Origin of the sequence: Streptomyces cinnamoneus, from assembly GCF_002939475.1 — a bacterium.
Taxonomy (GTDB): Bacteria; Actinomycetota; Actinomycetes; order Streptomycetales; family Streptomycetaceae; genus Streptomyces; species Streptomyces cinnamoneus_A.
In genome coordinates, this window is record NZ_PKFQ01000001.1 from 704,072 (window position 1) to 720,314 (window position 16,243).

General features: G+C 73.7%; 13 protein-coding genes. 4 read left to right on the forward strand and 9 right to left on the reverse strand.

Annotated features, from left to right (window positions below; genetic code table 11):
- Window positions 1-75: 75 nt before the first annotated feature.
- A complete protein-coding gene (locus CYQ11_RS03305) occupies window positions 76-1,566 on the reverse strand; it encodes a DNA-binding protein NsdB (RefSeq protein ID WP_099199003.1) in 1,491 nt (496 codons plus the stop codon).
- Window positions 1,567-1,801: 235 nt separating this feature from the next.
- Here CYQ11_RS03305 and CYQ11_RS03310 point away from each other — a divergent pair, with 235 nt between their 5' ends.
- Both CYQ11_RS03310 and CYQ11_RS03315 read left to right on the forward strand, forming a co-directional pair.
- Window positions 1,802-2,905, forward strand: a complete 1,104-nt coding sequence (locus CYQ11_RS03310) for an aminoglycoside phosphotransferase family protein (RefSeq protein WP_099199004.1) — start codon at window positions 1,802-1,804, stop codon at window positions 2,903-2,905.
- A gap of 304 nt (window positions 2,906-3,209) precedes the next feature.
- Complete coding sequence (locus CYQ11_RS03315) at window positions 3,210-5,225, forward strand: N-acetylmuramoyl-L-alanine amidase (RefSeq protein ID WP_398779767.1); 2,016 nt, start codon at window positions 3,210-3,212, stop codon at window positions 5,223-5,225.
- A 60-nt stretch (window positions 5,226-5,285) separates the two neighbouring features.
- On the opposite strand, the gene CYQ11_RS03320 is transcribed toward CYQ11_RS03315, so the two are convergent.
- From CYQ11_RS03320 to CYQ11_RS03345, 6 genes are all read right to left on the reverse strand, one after another.
- On the reverse strand, window positions 5,286-5,786 hold the full coding sequence (locus CYQ11_RS03320; RefSeq protein WP_099199005.1) for a hypothetical protein: 501 nt from the start codon (window positions 5,784-5,786) through the stop codon (window positions 5,286-5,288).
- A gap of 161 nt (window positions 5,787-5,947) precedes the next feature.
- A complete protein-coding gene (locus tag CYQ11_RS03325; RefSeq protein WP_099199006.1) occupies window positions 5,948-6,187 on the reverse strand; it encodes a DUF397 domain-containing protein in 240 nt (79 codons plus the stop codon).
- 82 nt (window positions 6,188-6,269) lie between these two features.
- Window positions 6,270-7,436 carry a thiolase family protein gene (locus CYQ11_RS03330; protein ID WP_099199007.1) on the reverse strand — a complete coding sequence of 389 codons (1,167 nt, stop codon included), beginning with the start codon at window positions 7,434-7,436 and terminating at the stop codon, window positions 6,270-6,272.
- Window positions 7,433-8,488 (reverse strand): thiolase family protein, encoded by a 1,056-nt coding sequence (locus tag CYQ11_RS03335; protein WP_104650951.1) that lies wholly within the window; start codon window positions 8,486-8,488, stop codon window positions 7,433-7,435. Before CYQ11_RS03335 ends, CYQ11_RS03330 begins: the two co-directional genes overlap by 4 nt.
- Entirely contained in the window at window positions 8,489-9,454 is a 966-nt protein-coding gene (locus tag CYQ11_RS03340; RefSeq protein ID WP_099199008.1) for a Zn-ribbon domain-containing OB-fold protein, read from the reverse strand.
- Between the two features lie 21 nt (window positions 9,455-9,475).
- Window positions 9,476-10,276 (reverse strand): crotonase/enoyl-CoA hydratase family protein, encoded by an 801-nt coding sequence (locus tag CYQ11_RS03345; RefSeq protein WP_099199009.1) that lies wholly within the window; start codon window positions 10,274-10,276, stop codon window positions 9,476-9,478.
- A 133-nt stretch (window positions 10,277-10,409) separates the two neighbouring features.
- Between CYQ11_RS03345 and CYQ11_RS03350 the strand changes: the two genes are divergently transcribed.
- The gene (locus tag CYQ11_RS03350) at window positions 10,410-12,038 is read left to right on the forward strand and encodes an acyl-CoA synthetase (RefSeq protein WP_099199054.1); all 1,629 of its coding nucleotides are present in this window, start codon (window positions 10,410-10,412) and stop codon (window positions 12,036-12,038) included.
- A 122-nt stretch (window positions 12,039-12,160) separates the two neighbouring features.
- A complete protein-coding gene (gene paaK / locus CYQ11_RS03355) occupies window positions 12,161-13,483 on the forward strand; it encodes a phenylacetate--CoA ligase PaaK (protein WP_099199010.1) in 1,323 nt (440 codons plus the stop codon).
- Here the strand turns inward: paaK and CYQ11_RS03360 are convergent, their stop codons facing one another.
- Together CYQ11_RS03360 and CYQ11_RS03365 are read right to left on the reverse strand one after the other, a co-directional pair.
- The gene (locus CYQ11_RS03360; RefSeq protein ID WP_099199011.1) at window positions 13,484-15,040 is read right to left on the reverse strand and encodes an acyl-CoA synthetase; all 1,557 of its coding nucleotides are present in this window, start codon (window positions 15,038-15,040) and stop codon (window positions 13,484-13,486) included.
- A 59-nt stretch (window positions 15,041-15,099) separates the two neighbouring features.
- Window positions 15,100-16,224, reverse strand: a complete 1,125-nt coding sequence (locus CYQ11_RS03365) for an NAD(P)H-dependent flavin oxidoreductase (RefSeq protein ID WP_099199012.1) — start codon at window positions 16,222-16,224, stop codon at window positions 15,100-15,102.
- Between the last annotated feature and the right edge of the window lie 19 nt (window positions 16,225-16,243).

Consider the following 16,243-nt stretch of genomic DNA (forward strand, 5'->3'; position numbering starts at 1 on the left):
CCGTCCGTCATCCCTGCCGGCTTCTCGCCGCTCCTGCCGGCCTCCTCCCCGATCCGGCCCGTCATGCTCCCGCCCTCATGCGGACGCGGTCCTCTTCTTGCCGGCAGGGCCCTTCGGCAGGGCCCGCTGGATGTCCTCCCGCAGCTCCTCGATCCTGGGATAGCCCGAGTACTTCGCCGTGAGGCGGTACATCTCACGCAGCCGGTCCCAGGTGCGGTGCGAGGAGGTGTCCCCGATGGTGAGCAGCGCCATCCGGGCGTACCGGTCGGCCTGCTCGGGGTCGTCGTCGATGAAGCACGCGGAGGCGATCGAGATGTGGTCGAAGATCGTCGACCGCTGACGGCCGTTCTCGCGCATGTCCAGCGCCGCCTTGGCGTGGCGCTGGGCGATGGCGGCCGCCGACGGTTCGTGCTCGGCCAGCGTGCGGTAGACCAGGCCTTGCATGCCGTGGAGGTCCGCCTCGTTGAACAGCTGCATCCAGCTCGGCGGCGGTACGTCGGTCTTGTCGGAGACGAACATCTCCTCCGCCTCGCCCAGGGTGCGCCGCACCGCCTGGCCGCGGCCCATGGACGCCTGGGCCCAGGCCTCGATGGTGGCGAACATGGCGCGGGTGCGTGGCAGGGTCTCCTCCCCGGCACCGGACTTGGCCAGCTTCATCAGGTCGAGCGCGTCCTGGGGCCGGCCCAGGTGCACCATCTGCCGGGCGCAGCGGGAGAGCGCCTCGCTCGCCCGCGGCCGGTCACCGCCCTCGCGGGCCGCGTGGGCGGCGATGATGAAGTACTTCTGGGCGGTGGGCTCCAGGCCCACGTCGTGGGACATCCAGCCCGCGAGGACCGCCAGGTTCGCGGCGACCCCCCACAGCCTGCGCTGGAGGTGATCGGGGTGGCGGTAGGAGAGCATGCCCCCCACCTCGTTGAGCTGGCCCACGACCGCCTTGCGCTGGAGGCCGCCGCCCCGGGAGGCGTCCCAGAGCCGGAAGACCTCGACCGAGCGCTCCAGCGCGTCGATCTCCTGCGAGCCCACGGGGGCCGCCTCGTAGCGGTCGAAGGATGCCGGGTCGGCCTGCGCGGACATGGCGCGCAGGGGGTCGTCGATGCGGGGCGCTTCTGAGGCGAGCACCGGGTCGGAGTGCAGCCAGTCGTGCATGGCACCGCTGATTGCTGAGCCTGCGGCGAGCGCTGCGCCCGCGCCCACCAAGCCGCGTCGGTTGAGCATGAGGTCCATTCCCGTGAATTCGGTGAGGACCGCGGCGGTCCGCTCGGGCGGCCACGGCAGCCCGTCCGGGGACTGTCCCTTGGCAGTGCGCCCGCGCCGACCGAACCCGAGGTCCTCGATGGTCACGACACGGCCGAGTCGCTCGGTGAAGAGGGCGGCAAGCACCTTGGGCACGGGATCACGGGGGGACTCCCCCGTCTCGATCCAGCGCCGCACCCGCGAGGTGTCGGTCGCCAGCTGCGGATGGCCCATGACCGCCGCCTGCCGGTTCACAAGTCTCGCGAGCTCGCCCTTGGACCATCCGGCCAGGCCGAACAGGTCCGCGAGGCGGGTGTTGGGTTCCCTCGTCACGTCAAGCCCCCAGGTTCCTCGGCTGACTTGAAGGTACTCGGGCCGTCATGGGCCAAGCGAGTATTCGCCAGGGTTCGCCAGGGTGCGCCACATGGTGTGCCACCCGCGGTCGGGTGTGATGTAGGAACGCGCACCCCCGGCCACCCGGCAGCCCGACAGCATTCCCCCAGGGTGACCGAAGGCCCGGGGCCGGGGAGCGTCGCAATTCGCCGACACGAAGGGATCTGTTCCGCCCATGTATGCAGCATCGACCTCCGTGTCCGCTCCGCCCCGTCCGCTCCGCCCCCAGCAGAGCGGCGGCGGGCCGTATCTGGACCCCTCCCACGCCGTGGGGGCAGCGTTCGGAGGCGGGCGGGCGCGGAGGGCCCCGGGGCTCGGTGCCCAACCGCTCAGCGGGAGAATCGACTTGTCCGGGCCCCAGGGCGCACAGCTGCGCACGGTCATCTCTTCGGTCCATCGCATCTGTCCGGAGTTCAACCCCGTCCAGGTGCTCCGCCGCGGAGGGCGCTCGGTCCTCCTGGTCGGCACCACGGGACGCAGTACGGCCGTGGCCAAGTGTTTACTGGACCATTCCCCGGCATGGACCGAACGGTTCCGGCATGAAATAGCCACATACCGGGCGTTTGTGCGGCACCGCCCGCCGGTGCGGGTGCCCCGCCTGATCGCCGCGGATCCGGACAACGGCACGCTGGTCATCGAGCGGATGCCCGGCCGGCCCGCCGCCGTCCAGCGGCATCCGGTGGACACCGTGCCCCGTGCGGACATCCGGGCGGCGCTCGGCGCCGTCTGCCGGGTCAACCTCTGGCGGCCGCCGGCCGGCATGTTCGACATGCCGCTGGACTACGGCAAGCGGATCGCCCGGTATCACGAGTTGGGGCTGCTCACCGACCGTGACATGGGCGATCTCCAGAAGCTGTTGCACGGTCTGGCGCACGTCCAGGGGCAGTTCTGCCACGGCGACGCGCTGCTCTCCAACGTCCTGCTCTCACCGGCCGGCCCGGTGCTGGTCGACTGGGACCACGCCGGCTGGTATCTGCCCGGGTACGACCTGGCCACCCTGTGGGCCGTCCTGGGCGACGCCCCGGTGGCGCGCCGGCAGATCAGCCAGCACGCCCAGGCCGCGGGACCCACGTCCCGCGACGCCTTCCTGGTGAATCTGATGCTGGTGCTGACACGCGAGATCAGGACGTACGAGACGGCCGTGCAGCGTGCGATGCAGGAGCCCGCGACGCCCGGCGCGGCCGACTCCGGAGAGGAGCAGCGGCTGCTGCTGCGGAGGCTGCACGACGACTGCGCCATGGCCCGGCGCGCCGTCCGGGCGGCGGTGGGCACCCGCTGATTCCGACGACTGTCCACACGGCGCACCGCCGACTTGTGGCGTGGGACAGTCGCTCGGCGGCGTGTCGACGCTCACTCATACGGGCGATCACCACTTCCGCAGCTCCTCGACGCCCGCGCCGGGAAACTCCCCGACGCGGGCGTTGACGTGTGGGACGGCGTCACTCCAGTCTGATGAGCACCGCTCCAGTCGGATTGACGGTTCGTCGGCCAGGCCGATGCCTCTTGGTAGGTTCGGTCCGCAGGCCTGATCGCGCACCCCATCACTGCCGGCGCTCGGCACGGCCCGTCCTGAGGAGGCCGCATTGCGAGGATCCGCCCCGGAGTCCCCACACACGCCATCCCGAAGAAACGCACGAAGAACTCCACGAAGGAGCCGTCGAGCGCTGCGGGCGGCCGGCGCGCTCGCGTCGGCCGCCCTGCTGCTGCCGGTGGTCACGGCCGGGCCGGCCGCGACCGCGGGGCAGCGGGCCCCCGGTGTGTTCCAGCGCCAGGTCACCGATGCCGCGAACCGGTACCACGTGCCGAGCAGCGTGCTGCTCGGCGTCGCGTATCTGGAGTCCCGCTGGGACGGCCACAGCGGCTCCCCCAGCGTCGGCGGGGGCTACGGGCCCATGCACCTCACCGACGCCGCGACCGCCCTGGCCTCCGCCCCGCACCACAGCGACGCCACCGAGGACGCCCGCGGCGACGCCGCCCGCCCGCGCCCGGCCGTCCGTGTGGCCGCGCCCGCCCCGGAGCGCGGCGCCCTCCCCGCCCGGCTGCGCACCCTGGACCGCGCCGCCGAGCTCACCGGCATGTCCCCCGAGCGGCTGCGCCGGGACCCCGCCGCCAACCTCCAGGGGGGTGCCGCCCTGCTCGCCGCGGAGCAGAAACGACTGGGGCTGCCGCTGAGCGACGACGCCGCCGACTGGTACGGGGCGGTGGCCGCCTATGCGGGCGCCACGGACCGCGCGACCGCCAGGACGTTCGCCGACGACGTGTACGAGGTGATCCGCTCCGGCCAGCGGCGCAGGACCGACGCGGGCCAGGACGTCGCCCTGCCGGGCAGCCCGGGGCTGGCCCCCCGCACCGAGCAGGTGGACCGGCTGGGGCTGGGCACCGTGGCGGCCGCGGGCGTCGAGTGCCCGCCCACGGTGGCCTGCGAGTCCATCCCCGCCCCGTACCAGCAGCTGGAGGGCAAGGACTACGGCAACCACGACGTCGAGAACCGGCCCGCCTCCCAGAAGGTCGACTTCATCGTCATCCATGACACCGAGGGGACCTGGGAGACCACGATCAAGCTGATCAAGGATCCGGCGTACGTCTCCTGGAACTACACGATCCGCTCCGGGGACGGCCACGTCGCCCAGCACGTGCAGGCCAAGGACGTCGCCTGGCACGCGGGCAACTGGTACGTGAACTCCAAGTCGGTCGGCATCGAGCACGAGGGGTTCCTGGCGCAGCCCGACGCCTGGTACACGGAGGAGATGTACCGCACGTCCGCGCGGCTGGTGCGGTACCTGGCGCAGAAGCTCGACGTGCCGCTGGACCGGCAGCACATCCTCGGGCACGACAACGTCCCCGGCACCACCCCGGCGACGATCAAGGGCATGCACACCGACCCGGGCCCGTACTGGGACTGGGCCCACTACTTCGAGCTGCTGGGCCGCCCCTTCCGGGGCGTGGGCAGCCCGTTCAGCGGCATGGTCACCATCAGCCCCGACTACGACGACCACACGCCCGTCTACACCGGCTGCGCCAAGCCCGGTGAGCAGTGCGCCGCGCACGGCTCGGGGGCGGTGCGGCTGCACGTCGCGCCGCGGGACGACGCCCCCCTGGTCCGGGACGTGGGCCTGCGCCCGGACGGCAGCCCCTCGACCGTCGACGTCAACGACACGGGCGCCCGCGCCTCCACCGGTCAGCAGTTCGCCGTGGCGGGCCGGGAGGGCGGCTGGACGGCGATCTGGTACCTGGGGCAGAAGGCCTGGTTCCGTAACCCGTGGTGGGACCCGACGGCGGTGGGCGCGCACGGCCGGCTCGTCACGCCCAAGGAGGGCCTGGGCGAGATCCCGGTGTACGGGCGCGCCTATCCGGAGCAGGAGGCCTACCCGGAGGGCGTGCCGGTGCAGGCCGTGACGCCGCTGCCGTACAAGCTGCAGGCCGGGCAGGCGTACGTCCTGGGGCAGACCTCGCCGGGCGAATACCTGTGGGCGGCGACCTTCGAGCCGGCGGGGCACCGGGTGGTGCGCGGCAAGGAGGTCTACTACGAGATCCAGTTCGGGCACCGGGTGGCCTTCGTGAGGGCCTCCGACGTGAGCGTGCGCGACACGAACTGGTAGCGCGGACGCCCCGGAGCCCGGCGTGCCTTCGGGCGGGCCGGGCTCCGGTGGTCCTGGGGGCTAGCCCGCCCGGAACATCTCCGCGGGCAGCGGCTTGAGCAGCTGGTACAGGTCGTCCGTGATGGGGCGGTCCCAGCTGGCGATGGTGACCAGGACGCCGTCGCTGCGGTCGAACTGGGTGCAGGAGATCCGGCTCTCGGAGCACTTCAGGCGCCGCACGATGAGGAGGTTGTCCTCGTGCATGACCGGTACGTCCTCGGTGCCGACGACCTCCACGGGCTCGTCGTTGCCGAGCGCCGCGAGGAGCTGTGCCACCTCGAAGGGCACCTGGCCCTCGGCGAGCTCCCGGGCCGGGGAGCCCTCGGGCAGGTTCCCGATGATCATCGCCGGGCCGCGCCCGCCGAAGAGGTCGTAGCGGAGGAAGACCCCCTGGCAACTGCCATCGGGCGCGGGCAGCAGCCCGGCCCCGAGGTCACCGGGCCAGTCCCCCGGGTCCATGGCGAGGACGTCGAAGTCCGGCCCGGTGGGGGTGGCGGCGCTGCGGCGGCGGAGGAAGGACATGCACACATCGTACGTGCCCGCTCCCACGCTGTGGCGCCGGGGAACCCGTGTGGGCGGCGTGTGCCCGTCCGCCCGCCCGGCGCCCGCAGGGGCCCCGGCCGCTTCCTGCGGGCGTCAGCCGGACGCGGGAGGGCGCGGCGGGCTGCCCCGTCGGGCGCGCCCTAGGTCAGGTCGAACGCGCCGTCCCGTGCGCTGAGGACGAAGGCCCGCCACTCCCCGGGGGAGAAGATCACTGCCGGGACGTCCGGGTCGCGCCGGTCCCGCATGGCGATGTAGCCCTCGACGAAGGCGATCTGGACGTTGCCCCGCCGTCCCTGGCCGCTCGACTGCCAGGTGGCGTTGGCGAGGTCGAGGTCCGGCTTCGCGTCGCCTGCCAGTTGTTCAGTCGTGCTGTCCAACACGTCCGCGCTCCTCCCGGCTCGTCGGTCCCCGCCCACACTAGCGAGCGGCGCGAGGGCCGCACAGGCCGCGTGTGAAGTCGCCTCAACGGGTCGGCGGTTGCGCGGCGACGAGCCACATGGAGAAGAACTGGGCGCCGCCGCCGTAGGCGTGGCCGAGGGCGCGGCGGGCGCCGGGGACCTGGTGCTCCCCCGCCGCGCCCCGGACCTGGAGGGCGGCCTCGGCGAAGCGGAGCATGCCGGAGGCGCCGATGGGGTTGGTGGACAGCACCCCGCCGGAGGGGTTGACGGGCAGGTCCCCGCCGGGGCCGGTCGCTCCGGACTCGGTGAGCCTCCAGCCCTCGCCCTCGGCGGCGAAGCCCAGGTTCTCCAGCCACATCGGCTCGTACCAGCTGAAGGGCACGTACATCTCGACGACGTCGATCTCGCGGCGGGGGTCGGTGATGCCGGCCTGGCGGTAGACGTCGGCGGCGCAGTCGCGGCCGGCGCGCGGCGAGACGAAGTCCTTTCCGGGGAAGAGCGTCGGTTCGCTGCGCATGGCGCCGCCGTGGAGCCAGGCGGGCGGATGGGGCGCGCGGGCCGCACCCGCGCGGTCGGTGAGGACCATGGCGCAGGCGCCGTCGGAGGAGGGGCAGGTCTCGGAGTAGCGGATGGGATCCCACAGCATGGGCGAGGAGCGCACCTTCTCCAGGGTGATGTCGTGTTCGTGGAGGTGGGCGTAGGGGTTGTTCAGGGCGTTGCGGCGGTCCTTGAGGGCGACGAGGGCGCCGACGCCGCCGGGGGCTCCGCTGCGGCGGATGTAGGCGCGTACGTGCGGGGCGAAGAAGCCGCCGGCGCCGGCGAGGAGGGGCTGCTGGAAGGGGACGGGCAGGGACAGGCCCCACATGGCGTTGGACTCGGACTGTTTCTCGAAGGCGAGGGTGAGGACGGTCCGGTGGACGCGGGCCGCGACGAGGTTCGCGGCGACGAGGGCGGTGGAGCCGCCGACGGAGCCGGCGGTGTGGACGCGCAGCACGGGCTTGCCGGCCGCGCCGAGCGCGTCGGCGAGGTACAGCTCCGGCATCATGACGCCCTCGAAGAAGTCGGGTGCCTTGCCGAGGACGACGGCTTCGATGTCGGACCAGGTCAGCTCGGCGTCGGCCAGGGCGCGCCGGGCGGCTTCGCGGACGAGTCCGGCGAGGGAGACGTCGCGGCGGGCGGCGGCGTGGTGGGTCTGGCCGATGCCGACGACGGCCACGGGTTCCTTGCTCACGGCCGGTCCCCTTCCAGCACGGCGACGAGGTTGTGTTGCAGGCAGGGTCCGGAGGTGGCGTGCGCGAGGGCCCGGTGGGCCTCGCCGCGGTGGATGCGGGCGGCGGCCTCGCCGAGGCGGATCAGGCCGGTGGCCATGACGGGGTTGGCGGCCAGGGCGCCGCCGGAGGGGCAGACCGGTACGTCGTCGCCGAGGCGCAGGACCTTGCGCAGGATCACTTCCTGGGAGGTGAAGGGGGCGTGGATCTCGGCGAGGTCGAGGGGGGCGTCGAAGGCTCCGGCGTGTTCGGCGGCGAGCCGGGTGGAGGGGGAGTCGGTGAGGTCGCGGACGCCGAGGGCGTGGGGTTCGACGCGGTGGTCGATGCCGCGGATCCAGGCCGGGCGGCGGCACATCCGGCGTGCGGTGTCGCCGGCGGCCAGGACGACGGCGGCGGCGCCGTCGCCGACGGGTGGGCAGTCGCCGGTACGCAGGGGACGTACGACGTAGTCGCCGGCGGGCACCGGTGCGCGCAGTTGGGCGTGGGGGTTGCCGCCGGCGGCGGTGCGGTTGCGGTCGGCGATCGCGGCGAGGGCGTGTTCGTCGGTCTCGCCGGCGTCGATGAGCGCCTGGGCCTGGAGGGCGGCGAGCGCGACGGCGTCGGGCCACAGGGGGGCCGCGTAGTAGGGGTCGAGCTGGCGGCTGAGGACGTCGCGGACCTCGCCCGCGGAGGACTTGCCGTGGGCGTAGACGAGGGCGGTGTCGGCGTCGCCGGTGAGGATCTTCACCCAGGCCTCGTGGAGGGCCCAGGCGCCGTCGGTCTCGACGTGGGACTCGGCGATGGGCGGCCAGGCGCCGACGCTGTCGAGGGCCATGGTGAAGGAGAAGGGCCGGCCGGCGAGGTAGTCGCTGGATCCCGAGCAGGTGAAGTCGGCCTCGCCGGGCGCGAGTCCTGCCTGGTCGAGCGCGTCGCGCAGGACGGGCAGCAGCATCTCGGCCTCCGACACCTCGGCCGTGGAGCGGCGGTGGTCGCTCTGGGCGAAGGCGACGATCGCGACGTCCCTGGTGGTGTCCATCTACAGGAGTCCCTTGTAGGTGTCGTAGTCGGCGTCGGGCTCGCCGGTGGGCCGGTAGTGGTCGGGGTAGCGGCCGCCGTCGGTCCAGACGGGTTCCACGCGCAGGCCCATGCGGACCTGGTCGTAGGGGATGCCGGCGATGCGTCCGTGGAGGGCGAGGTCGGCGCCGTCGAGGGCGATGTGGGCGTAGACGTAGGGGACGTCGACGGCGGTGCCCTCGGCGTGCCCGGTGTTCTTGGCCTTGATGTTGACGACGCAGAAGGTGGTGACGGTGCCCCGGGGTCCGACCTCGGCTGGTTCGGTGGTGGCGACGCCGCAGGTGGGACAGGCTCCGCGGGGCGGTACGCAGACCTTGTGGCAGGAGGGGCAGCGTTCGCCGAGGACGCGGTGCGCGGCGAGGGCCCGGAGGTGCCGGGTCTGGGCGCGTCCGGGGCTGTAGGTGTAGTCGAGGCGGGCGGGGGCGATGATGCCGGTGACGGGGTCGGGGAAGACGCCGTCGTGCGGGCGGGCGGGCCGGACGGCGGTGGGGTGTTCGTACGGCTCGAAGCAGGCGATGTCGGTGATGGCGCCCTCGCGTCGTTCCGCCCAGCGCACCCGGACGCGCAGGCCGGTGCGCACGGCGTCGGGTCCGGGGGCGTCGAGGGCGTGGAGGAGGGCGGTGTCGGCCCCGTCGAGCCGTACGAGCGCCCAGGCGAACGGGTGCGTCAGGGGCTGTCCGCGGCGCGGGGCGGGGTTCCAGGCCCAGGTGGTGACGGTTCCGGTGGGGTCCACCTCGACGAGGTCGCGGATCTCCTCGGCCGTTCGGGGGTCGTATTCGACGGGGGGTACGAGCACCCGGTCGTCGTGGGTGCGTACGCCCAGGACGGTGCGTTCGCGCAGGCCGGTGAGGAAGGCGCTCTGGACGGGGCCGAGGGAGCGGGTGAAGGGGAAGGCGACGACCATCGGTGCGCTGAGGGGTTCGGGCATCGGCGGGGGTCTCCTTCGGGCTCAGGCGCGGCGGTAGACGGCGGGGCGCTTCTCGGCGAAGGCGCGGGCGCCTTCCCGGGCGTCGGCGGTGCCGAGGACGGGCCGGCCGCGTTCGAGTTCGAGGGCGAGGCCGTCGCGCTCGCTGAGCCCTTCGGCGTCGAGGACGCAGGCCTTGACGGCCTCGACGGCCAAGGGCGCGTTGCCGTTGACGAGTTCGGCGATCTCCAGTGCCTTGTCGAGGGCGGTGCCGTCGGGGACGACGTGGCCGACGAGGCCGATGCGCCCGGCTTCGTCGGCGGTGTACGGGCGTCCGGTGAGCAGCATTTCGAGGGCGTGGGTGCGGGGGATCTGGCGGGGCAGGCGGACGGTCGAGCCGCCGATGGGGAAGAGGCCGCGCCTGACCTCGAAGAGGCCGAAGGTGGCGCCGCGGCCGGCGACGCGGATGTCGGTGCCCTGGAGGATCTCGGTGCCGCCGGCGACGCAGGGGCCCTCGACCGCGGCGATCACGGGCTTGCGCGGCCGGTGGTGGCGGAGCATGGCCTTCCAGTGCAGGTCGGGGTCGGCCTTGAAGCGGGCCCTGGCGGCTTCGTCCCGCGTGCCACGGCCGGCGAGTGCCTTGAGGTCCATGCCGGAGCAGAAGCAGCCGCCGGCGCCGGTGAGGACGACGGAGCGGATGTCGTCGTCGGCGTCCGCCGCCAGCCAGCCGTCGTGGAGGCCGGCCAGCATGGGCAGCGAGAGGGCGTTCCTCGCCTCCGGCCGGTTGAGGGTGAGCACGAGGGTCGCGCCGACGCGGTCCACGGTCAGGTGTTCGGTCCCGGGCATGGCAGTCCTCCCGTCGTGAGACCAGAACAGGGTGCAGGAGGCGGGGGCGCGGTTCAATAGCTTTCTGACTAACCGTCAGATATTTGACCGACGGCCCTTCCCTCCGCGGCGCGGCGGCGCTCTAATGACGGCCGTGGACTTCAACCTCGCGGATCTCTTCGAGTCGGTCGCGGCCACGGTCCCCGCCCGGGAGGCCCTCGTCCACGCCGGCCGCGCGGACGGCGGTGCGGAGCGCCGGCTGACGTACGCGGAGCTCGACGCGGCGGCCGGCCGGCTCGCGCACCACCTCCTGGACGCCGGCGTCCGGCCGGGCGAGCACGTGGGCCTCCACCTCTACAACGGCGTCGAATACCTCCAGACGCTCTTCGCCTGCCTGAAGATCCGGGCAGTGCCGGTCAACGTCAACTACCGCTACGTGGAGGAGGAGCTGGCCCACCTCTACCGTGACGCCGACCTCGTGGCGCTGGTCTTCGACGCGGAGTTCACGGGACGGGTGGCGGCGGCGTTGCCGCGGTCGGGCGACCGGATGCGCCACCTGATCCGGGTGGGGCCACCGCCCGGCGCCACGGCGGAACCGGGCATCACCCCCGTGCCCTTCGCCGACGCCGAGGCCGCCGGCTCCCCCGGGCGCGACTTCGCACCGCGTTCGGGCGACGACCGCTTCATCATCTACACGGGCGGTACCACCGGCATGCCCAAGGGCGTGGTCTGGCGGCAGGAGGACCTCTTCTTCTCCGGGCTGGCCGGCGGAGCGCCGAGGGGCGAGCCGGCGAAGCGGCCGCAGGAGGTCGCCGAGCGCGTCGCGGCCGGCGGCGAGGGGCTCGTCTTCTTTCCGATGGCCCCGCTGATGCACGGCACGGCCACGCTCACCGCGCTCGTCGCCTTCTGCCTCGGCCAGAAGGTGGTGCTGCAGCGGCGTTACGACCCCGGACGGGCGCTGCGCACGGTCGCCCGGGAGCGGGTCACCAGTTCGTCGCTGGTCGGCGACGCGATGCTGCGCCCGCTGCTGGACGCCCTGGCCGGGCCCTCGCGGGGCGCCGACTGCTCGTCCCTGCTGAGCGTCAGCAGTTCGGGGGCCGTCCTGTCGGAGACGGTGCGCGCCCAGTTCGCCGAACTGCTGCCGGGAGTACTGCTGATCAACAACTTCGGCTCCTCGGAGTCGGGCTTCAACGGCACCGCCACCGACGACGCCGGGCTGGAGCGGGGCTTCCGGCTGCGGGTCAACGACCGTACGGCGGTGGTCGACCCGGTCACCCACCGGCCGGCGCCTTCGGGTGTACCGGGCCGGCTGGCCCAGCGCGGCCACGTCCCGCTGGGCTACTACAACGACCCCGAGAAGACGGCGGAGACGTTCTTCACGGCCGGCGGCGAGCGGTGGGTGCTGCTCGGCGACATGGCGACGGTGGACTCCGAGGGCGTGGTCACGGTGCTCGGACGGGGCTCGCAGTGCATCAACACGGGCGGCGAGAAGGTGTTCCCGGAGGAGGTGGAACAGGTCCTCAAGGCACATCCGTCGGTCTACGACGCACTGGTCACGGGCGTCCCCGACCCTCGGTGGGGCCAGCGCGTCGCGGCGGTCGTCCAGCCCCGCGAGGGCGCCGACCCGCCGTCCCTGACCGCCCTGCAGGCCCACTGCCGCGCGAGGCTCGCGGGCTACAAGGTGCCGCGCACCCTGGTCCTCACGGACCGCGTCCAGCGCTCCCCGAGCGGCAAGGCGGACTACCGCTGGGCCCGGGCGGTGGCAGAGGGCGCGCCGGCGTGACGCGCCCGGCGCCGGCGGACGAGAGGCTCCTCCGCGCCCTTGACGTGGGCGGCGTTCGCCTGATTACGTGACACCCATGCCACAGACCGAACGATCGGTCGGGTGATCGGGGGGTGGGTGCGATGACCGAACGGGGGAGGCTGCTGGACGCGGCCGAGCGCATGTCGCGCGGGGAGCTGGCCGCGCTCCAACTCGAGCGGCTGCGGGCCACGCTGCGGCACGTCCACGACAACGTCCCCTTCTCCAGGGCGGCTTTCGAGGCCGCCGGGGTGCGCCCCGAGGACTGCCGGTCGCTCGCCGACCTCGCCCGGTTCCCGTTCACCACCAAGGCGGACCTGCGTGCCAACCACCCGTTCGGCATGTTCGCGGTCGACCGCTCGCGCGTGCGGCGCCTGCACGCCTCCAGCGGCACGACGGGCACGCCGACCGTCGTCGGCTACACCCGGCGGGACCTGGACACCTGGGCGGACGTCGTGGCCCGGTCGATCCGGGCCGCGGGCGGGCGGCCCGGGGACGTCGTGCACATCGCCTACGGCTACGGCCTGTTCACCGGCGGCCTCGGCGCGCACTACGGCGCCGAGCGGCTCGGTTGCACCGTCGTCCCCGCCTCCGGCGGCATGACCGCCCGCCAGGTGCGGCTCATCCTGGACCTCCACCCCCGGGTCATCATGGCCACGCCCTCGTACATGCTCACCCTGCTGGACGAGTTCGAGCGCCAGGGCGTCGACCCCCGCGGCACCTCCCTGCGCGTCGGCGTGTTCGGCGCCGAGCCGTGGACCGAGGAGATGCGCCGGGAGATCGAGGAGCGCTTCGGCATCGACGCCGTCGACATCTACGGGCTCTCCGAGGTCATCGGCCCCGGCGTCGCCCAGGAGTGCGTGGAGACCAAGGACGGGCCGCACATCTGGGAGGACCACTTCTACCCGGAGGTCGTCGACCCCGTCACCGGCGAGCCGCTGCCGGACGGGGCGTTCGGCGAGCTGGTGCTCACCTCGCTCACCAAGGAGGCCATGCCCGTCGTCCGCTACCGCACCCGCGACCTCACGCGGCTGCTGCCGGGCACCGCACGGGTGTTCCGGCGGATGGAGAAGGTCACCGGCCGCGGCGACGACATGATCATCCTCAGGGGGGTCAACCTGTTCCCCTCCCAGATCGAGGAGATCGTGCTGCGCACCCCCGGCGTCGCGCCCCACTTCCAGCTGCGCCTGACCCACGAGGGCCGGCTGGACCGGCTCACCGTACGGGCCGAGGCGCGCCCGGCGACGACGGCGGAGGGAAGAGCGGCGGCGGCCGGGGAGATAGCAGGGCGGATCCGGGACAGCGTCGGGGTGTCGGCGGCGGTCGAGATCGTCGCCCCCGGAACGCTCGAACGCTCTTCGGGCAAGCTCCGGCGGGTCGTCGACGAACGGGGCGACGGCGGGGCACGTGACCAGCGGGGGATGTGACTAGCGGGCCGCCGCGTCCGGCCCCTGGTCCCGGTGCGGTTCGCGCAGGAGGCGTTTGTAGAGCTTGCCGTTGGGGTCGCGGGGCATCGTGGCGACGAAGTCCAGGGACTTCGGGCGCTTGTAACCGGCCAGGTGCCGGGCGCAGTGGGCGAGGACGTCCGCGGCGAGGCCGGCGCCCGGCTCGTGGCCCTCGGCCGGCTCCACCACCGCCCTGACCTCCTCCCCCCAGTCCTCGTGCGGAACGCCGAGGACGGCGGCGTCGGCGACGGCGGGGTGGGCCAGGAGCACGGCCTCGATCTCGGCGGGGTAGATGTTGACGCCCCCGGAGATGATCAGGTCGATCTTGCGGTCGCGCAGGAACAGATAGCCGTCCTCGTCCAGATAGCCGAGGTCGCCGACGGTGAAGAAGTCCCCCACGCGGCTGCTCTCCGTCTTGTCCGCGTCCTTGTGGTAGGCGAAGCCGCCGGTGGTCATCCGCATGTAGACCGTGCCGGTCTGGCCGGCGGGCAGCGGCTTGCCGTCGTCGTCGAGGACGGCGAGCTCGCTGATGGGCCAGGCCTTGCCGACCGTGCCGGGCTTGCGCAGCCAGTCCTGGGCGGTGGCGAAGGCGCCTCCGCCCTCGCTGGCCGCGTAGTACTCCTCGACACAGGTGCCCCACCAGCGGATCATCGCCCGCTTGACGTGGTCCGGGCAGGGTGCGGCGCCATGGACGGCGTGCCGCATGGAGGACACGTCGTAGGCCTCGCGGACGTCGGGCGACAGGGTCAGGAGCCGCCGGAACTGGGTGGGGACCATGTGCGTGTGGGTGCAGCGGTGGGTCTCGATCAGGCGCAGCATCTCCTCGGGCGTCCACTTGTCCATCAGCACCAGGCGGTGCCCGATGTGCAGCGACGCGGCCGCGAACTGGAGCACGGCCGTGTGGTAGAGCGGTGAGCAGACCAGGTGGACGTTGCCGTCGAACGGCTTGATGCCGAAGATGCCGAGGAATCCGCCCAGGTGGGCCTCCTCCGGCGGCTTGCCGGGCAGGGGCCGGCGGATGCCGCGCGGGCGGCCGGTCGTGCCGGAGGTGTAGTTCATGACCCAGCCGAGGGTGCGGCCCTCGGGCGGGGTGTCCGGCCGGCCGTCCAGGAGCGCGGCGTACGGGCGGAAGCCCGCGATGTCCCCGACGGCGTAGCGGTGGTCGGCGGGCAGGCCCGCCTCGTCGGCGGCGGCCGTCACGGTCGCGGCCCAGCGTGCGTGGGCGATGAGCGCCTTGGCGCCGGAGTCGGCGACGATCCAGGCGATCTCGGGCGCCACGAGGTGGTGGTTGACGGGGACGAGGTAGAGGCCGGCCTGGGTGGCGGCGAGGTGGGCGGTGAGGAATTCGGGTCCGTTGGGCAGGACGACGGCGAAGGCGTCGCCCCGGCGCAGGCCGGCGGCGCGCAGGCCGTGGACGAGCCGGTTGGCGGCGGCGTGCAGCCGGTGGGCGGTCCATCCCTCGCCGTCGGGCGCGACCAGGACGACGCGCCCCGGGTCGGCGGTGGCCTGGGCCCAGAAGCCGTTGGGCGGTTGCGGCATGGGTGCTCCTCCTCGGGTCGGGGCCGGGCTGGGCGTCGGCGGGGCGGTGGAGCCGGGGGTTATCCGCGGGTGTCCGGGGGTGCGGCGCGGCCGGCGACGCGGGAGAGGCGCTCGACGGCCCGCTCGAAGCCCCGCGTGAGGTCGTCGACGACGGCCTGGACGCCGCGGACCGAGTCCATGCGGCCGACGATCTGCCCGACGGGGGTGCCGAGCAGCGGCACGACCTCGTGCCTCTGGATGCGGGAGAGCGCCTCGGCGACGAGCAGGCCCTGGAGCGGCATGGGCAGGGTGCCGGGGCCGGCCGGGTCGTCCCAGGCGTCCGTCCACGCGGTGCGCAGCTGACGGGCGGGCTTGCCGGTGAGGGCGCGGGAGCGCACGGTGTCGCCCGACCCGGCGGCGAGGAGCTTGGCGGTCAGGGCGGTGGAGCCGGTGCCCGCCTCCTTCGTGGTGAGCCAGAGGGAGCCGAGCCAGACGCCCTGCGCGCCGAGCGCGAGGCCGGCGGCGATCTGTTCGCCGCTGCCGATGCCGCCGGCGGCCAGCACGGGCAGCGGGTCGACGGCCCGTACGACCTCGGGGGTGAGCACCATGGTGGCGATCTCGCCGGTGTGTCCGCCGGCCTCGTAGCCCTGGGCCACGACGACGTCGACCCCGGCCTCGGCGTGGCGGACGGCGTGCCGGGCGCTCCCGGCGAGGGCGGCGACCAGGGTGCCGTGGCGGTGGGCGCGGTCGACGACGTCGGCGGGGGGCGGGCCCAGGGCGTTGGCGAGCAGCGTGAGCGGGTACGCGAAGGCGGCGTCGAGCTGGGCGCGGGCCACCTCCTCCATCCAGCCGGTGATGCGCCAGCCGCCCTCGTCCCCCTCGGCGAGGCCGGGCACGCCGTGTGCGGCGAGCGTGTCCCGGACGAAGCGGCGGTGTCCGGCGGGGATCATCGCCTCGACGTCGGCCTCGGTGACCCCCTCGACCTTCCGGGCGGGCATGACGACGTCGAGCCCGTACGGCCCGCCGTCGGTGTGCGCCGCCAGCCAGTCCAGGTCGCGTTCCAGCTCGCCGGGGGTGCGGTAGCGCACGGCGCCGAGGACTCCGAGACCTCCGGCGCGGGTGATGGCGGCGGCGACCGCGGGGAAGGGGGTGAAGCCGAAGAGCGCGTGCTCGATGCCCAGCCGTTCGCTCAACTCGGTCCGCATGGGCGGCAGGATGCCGCAG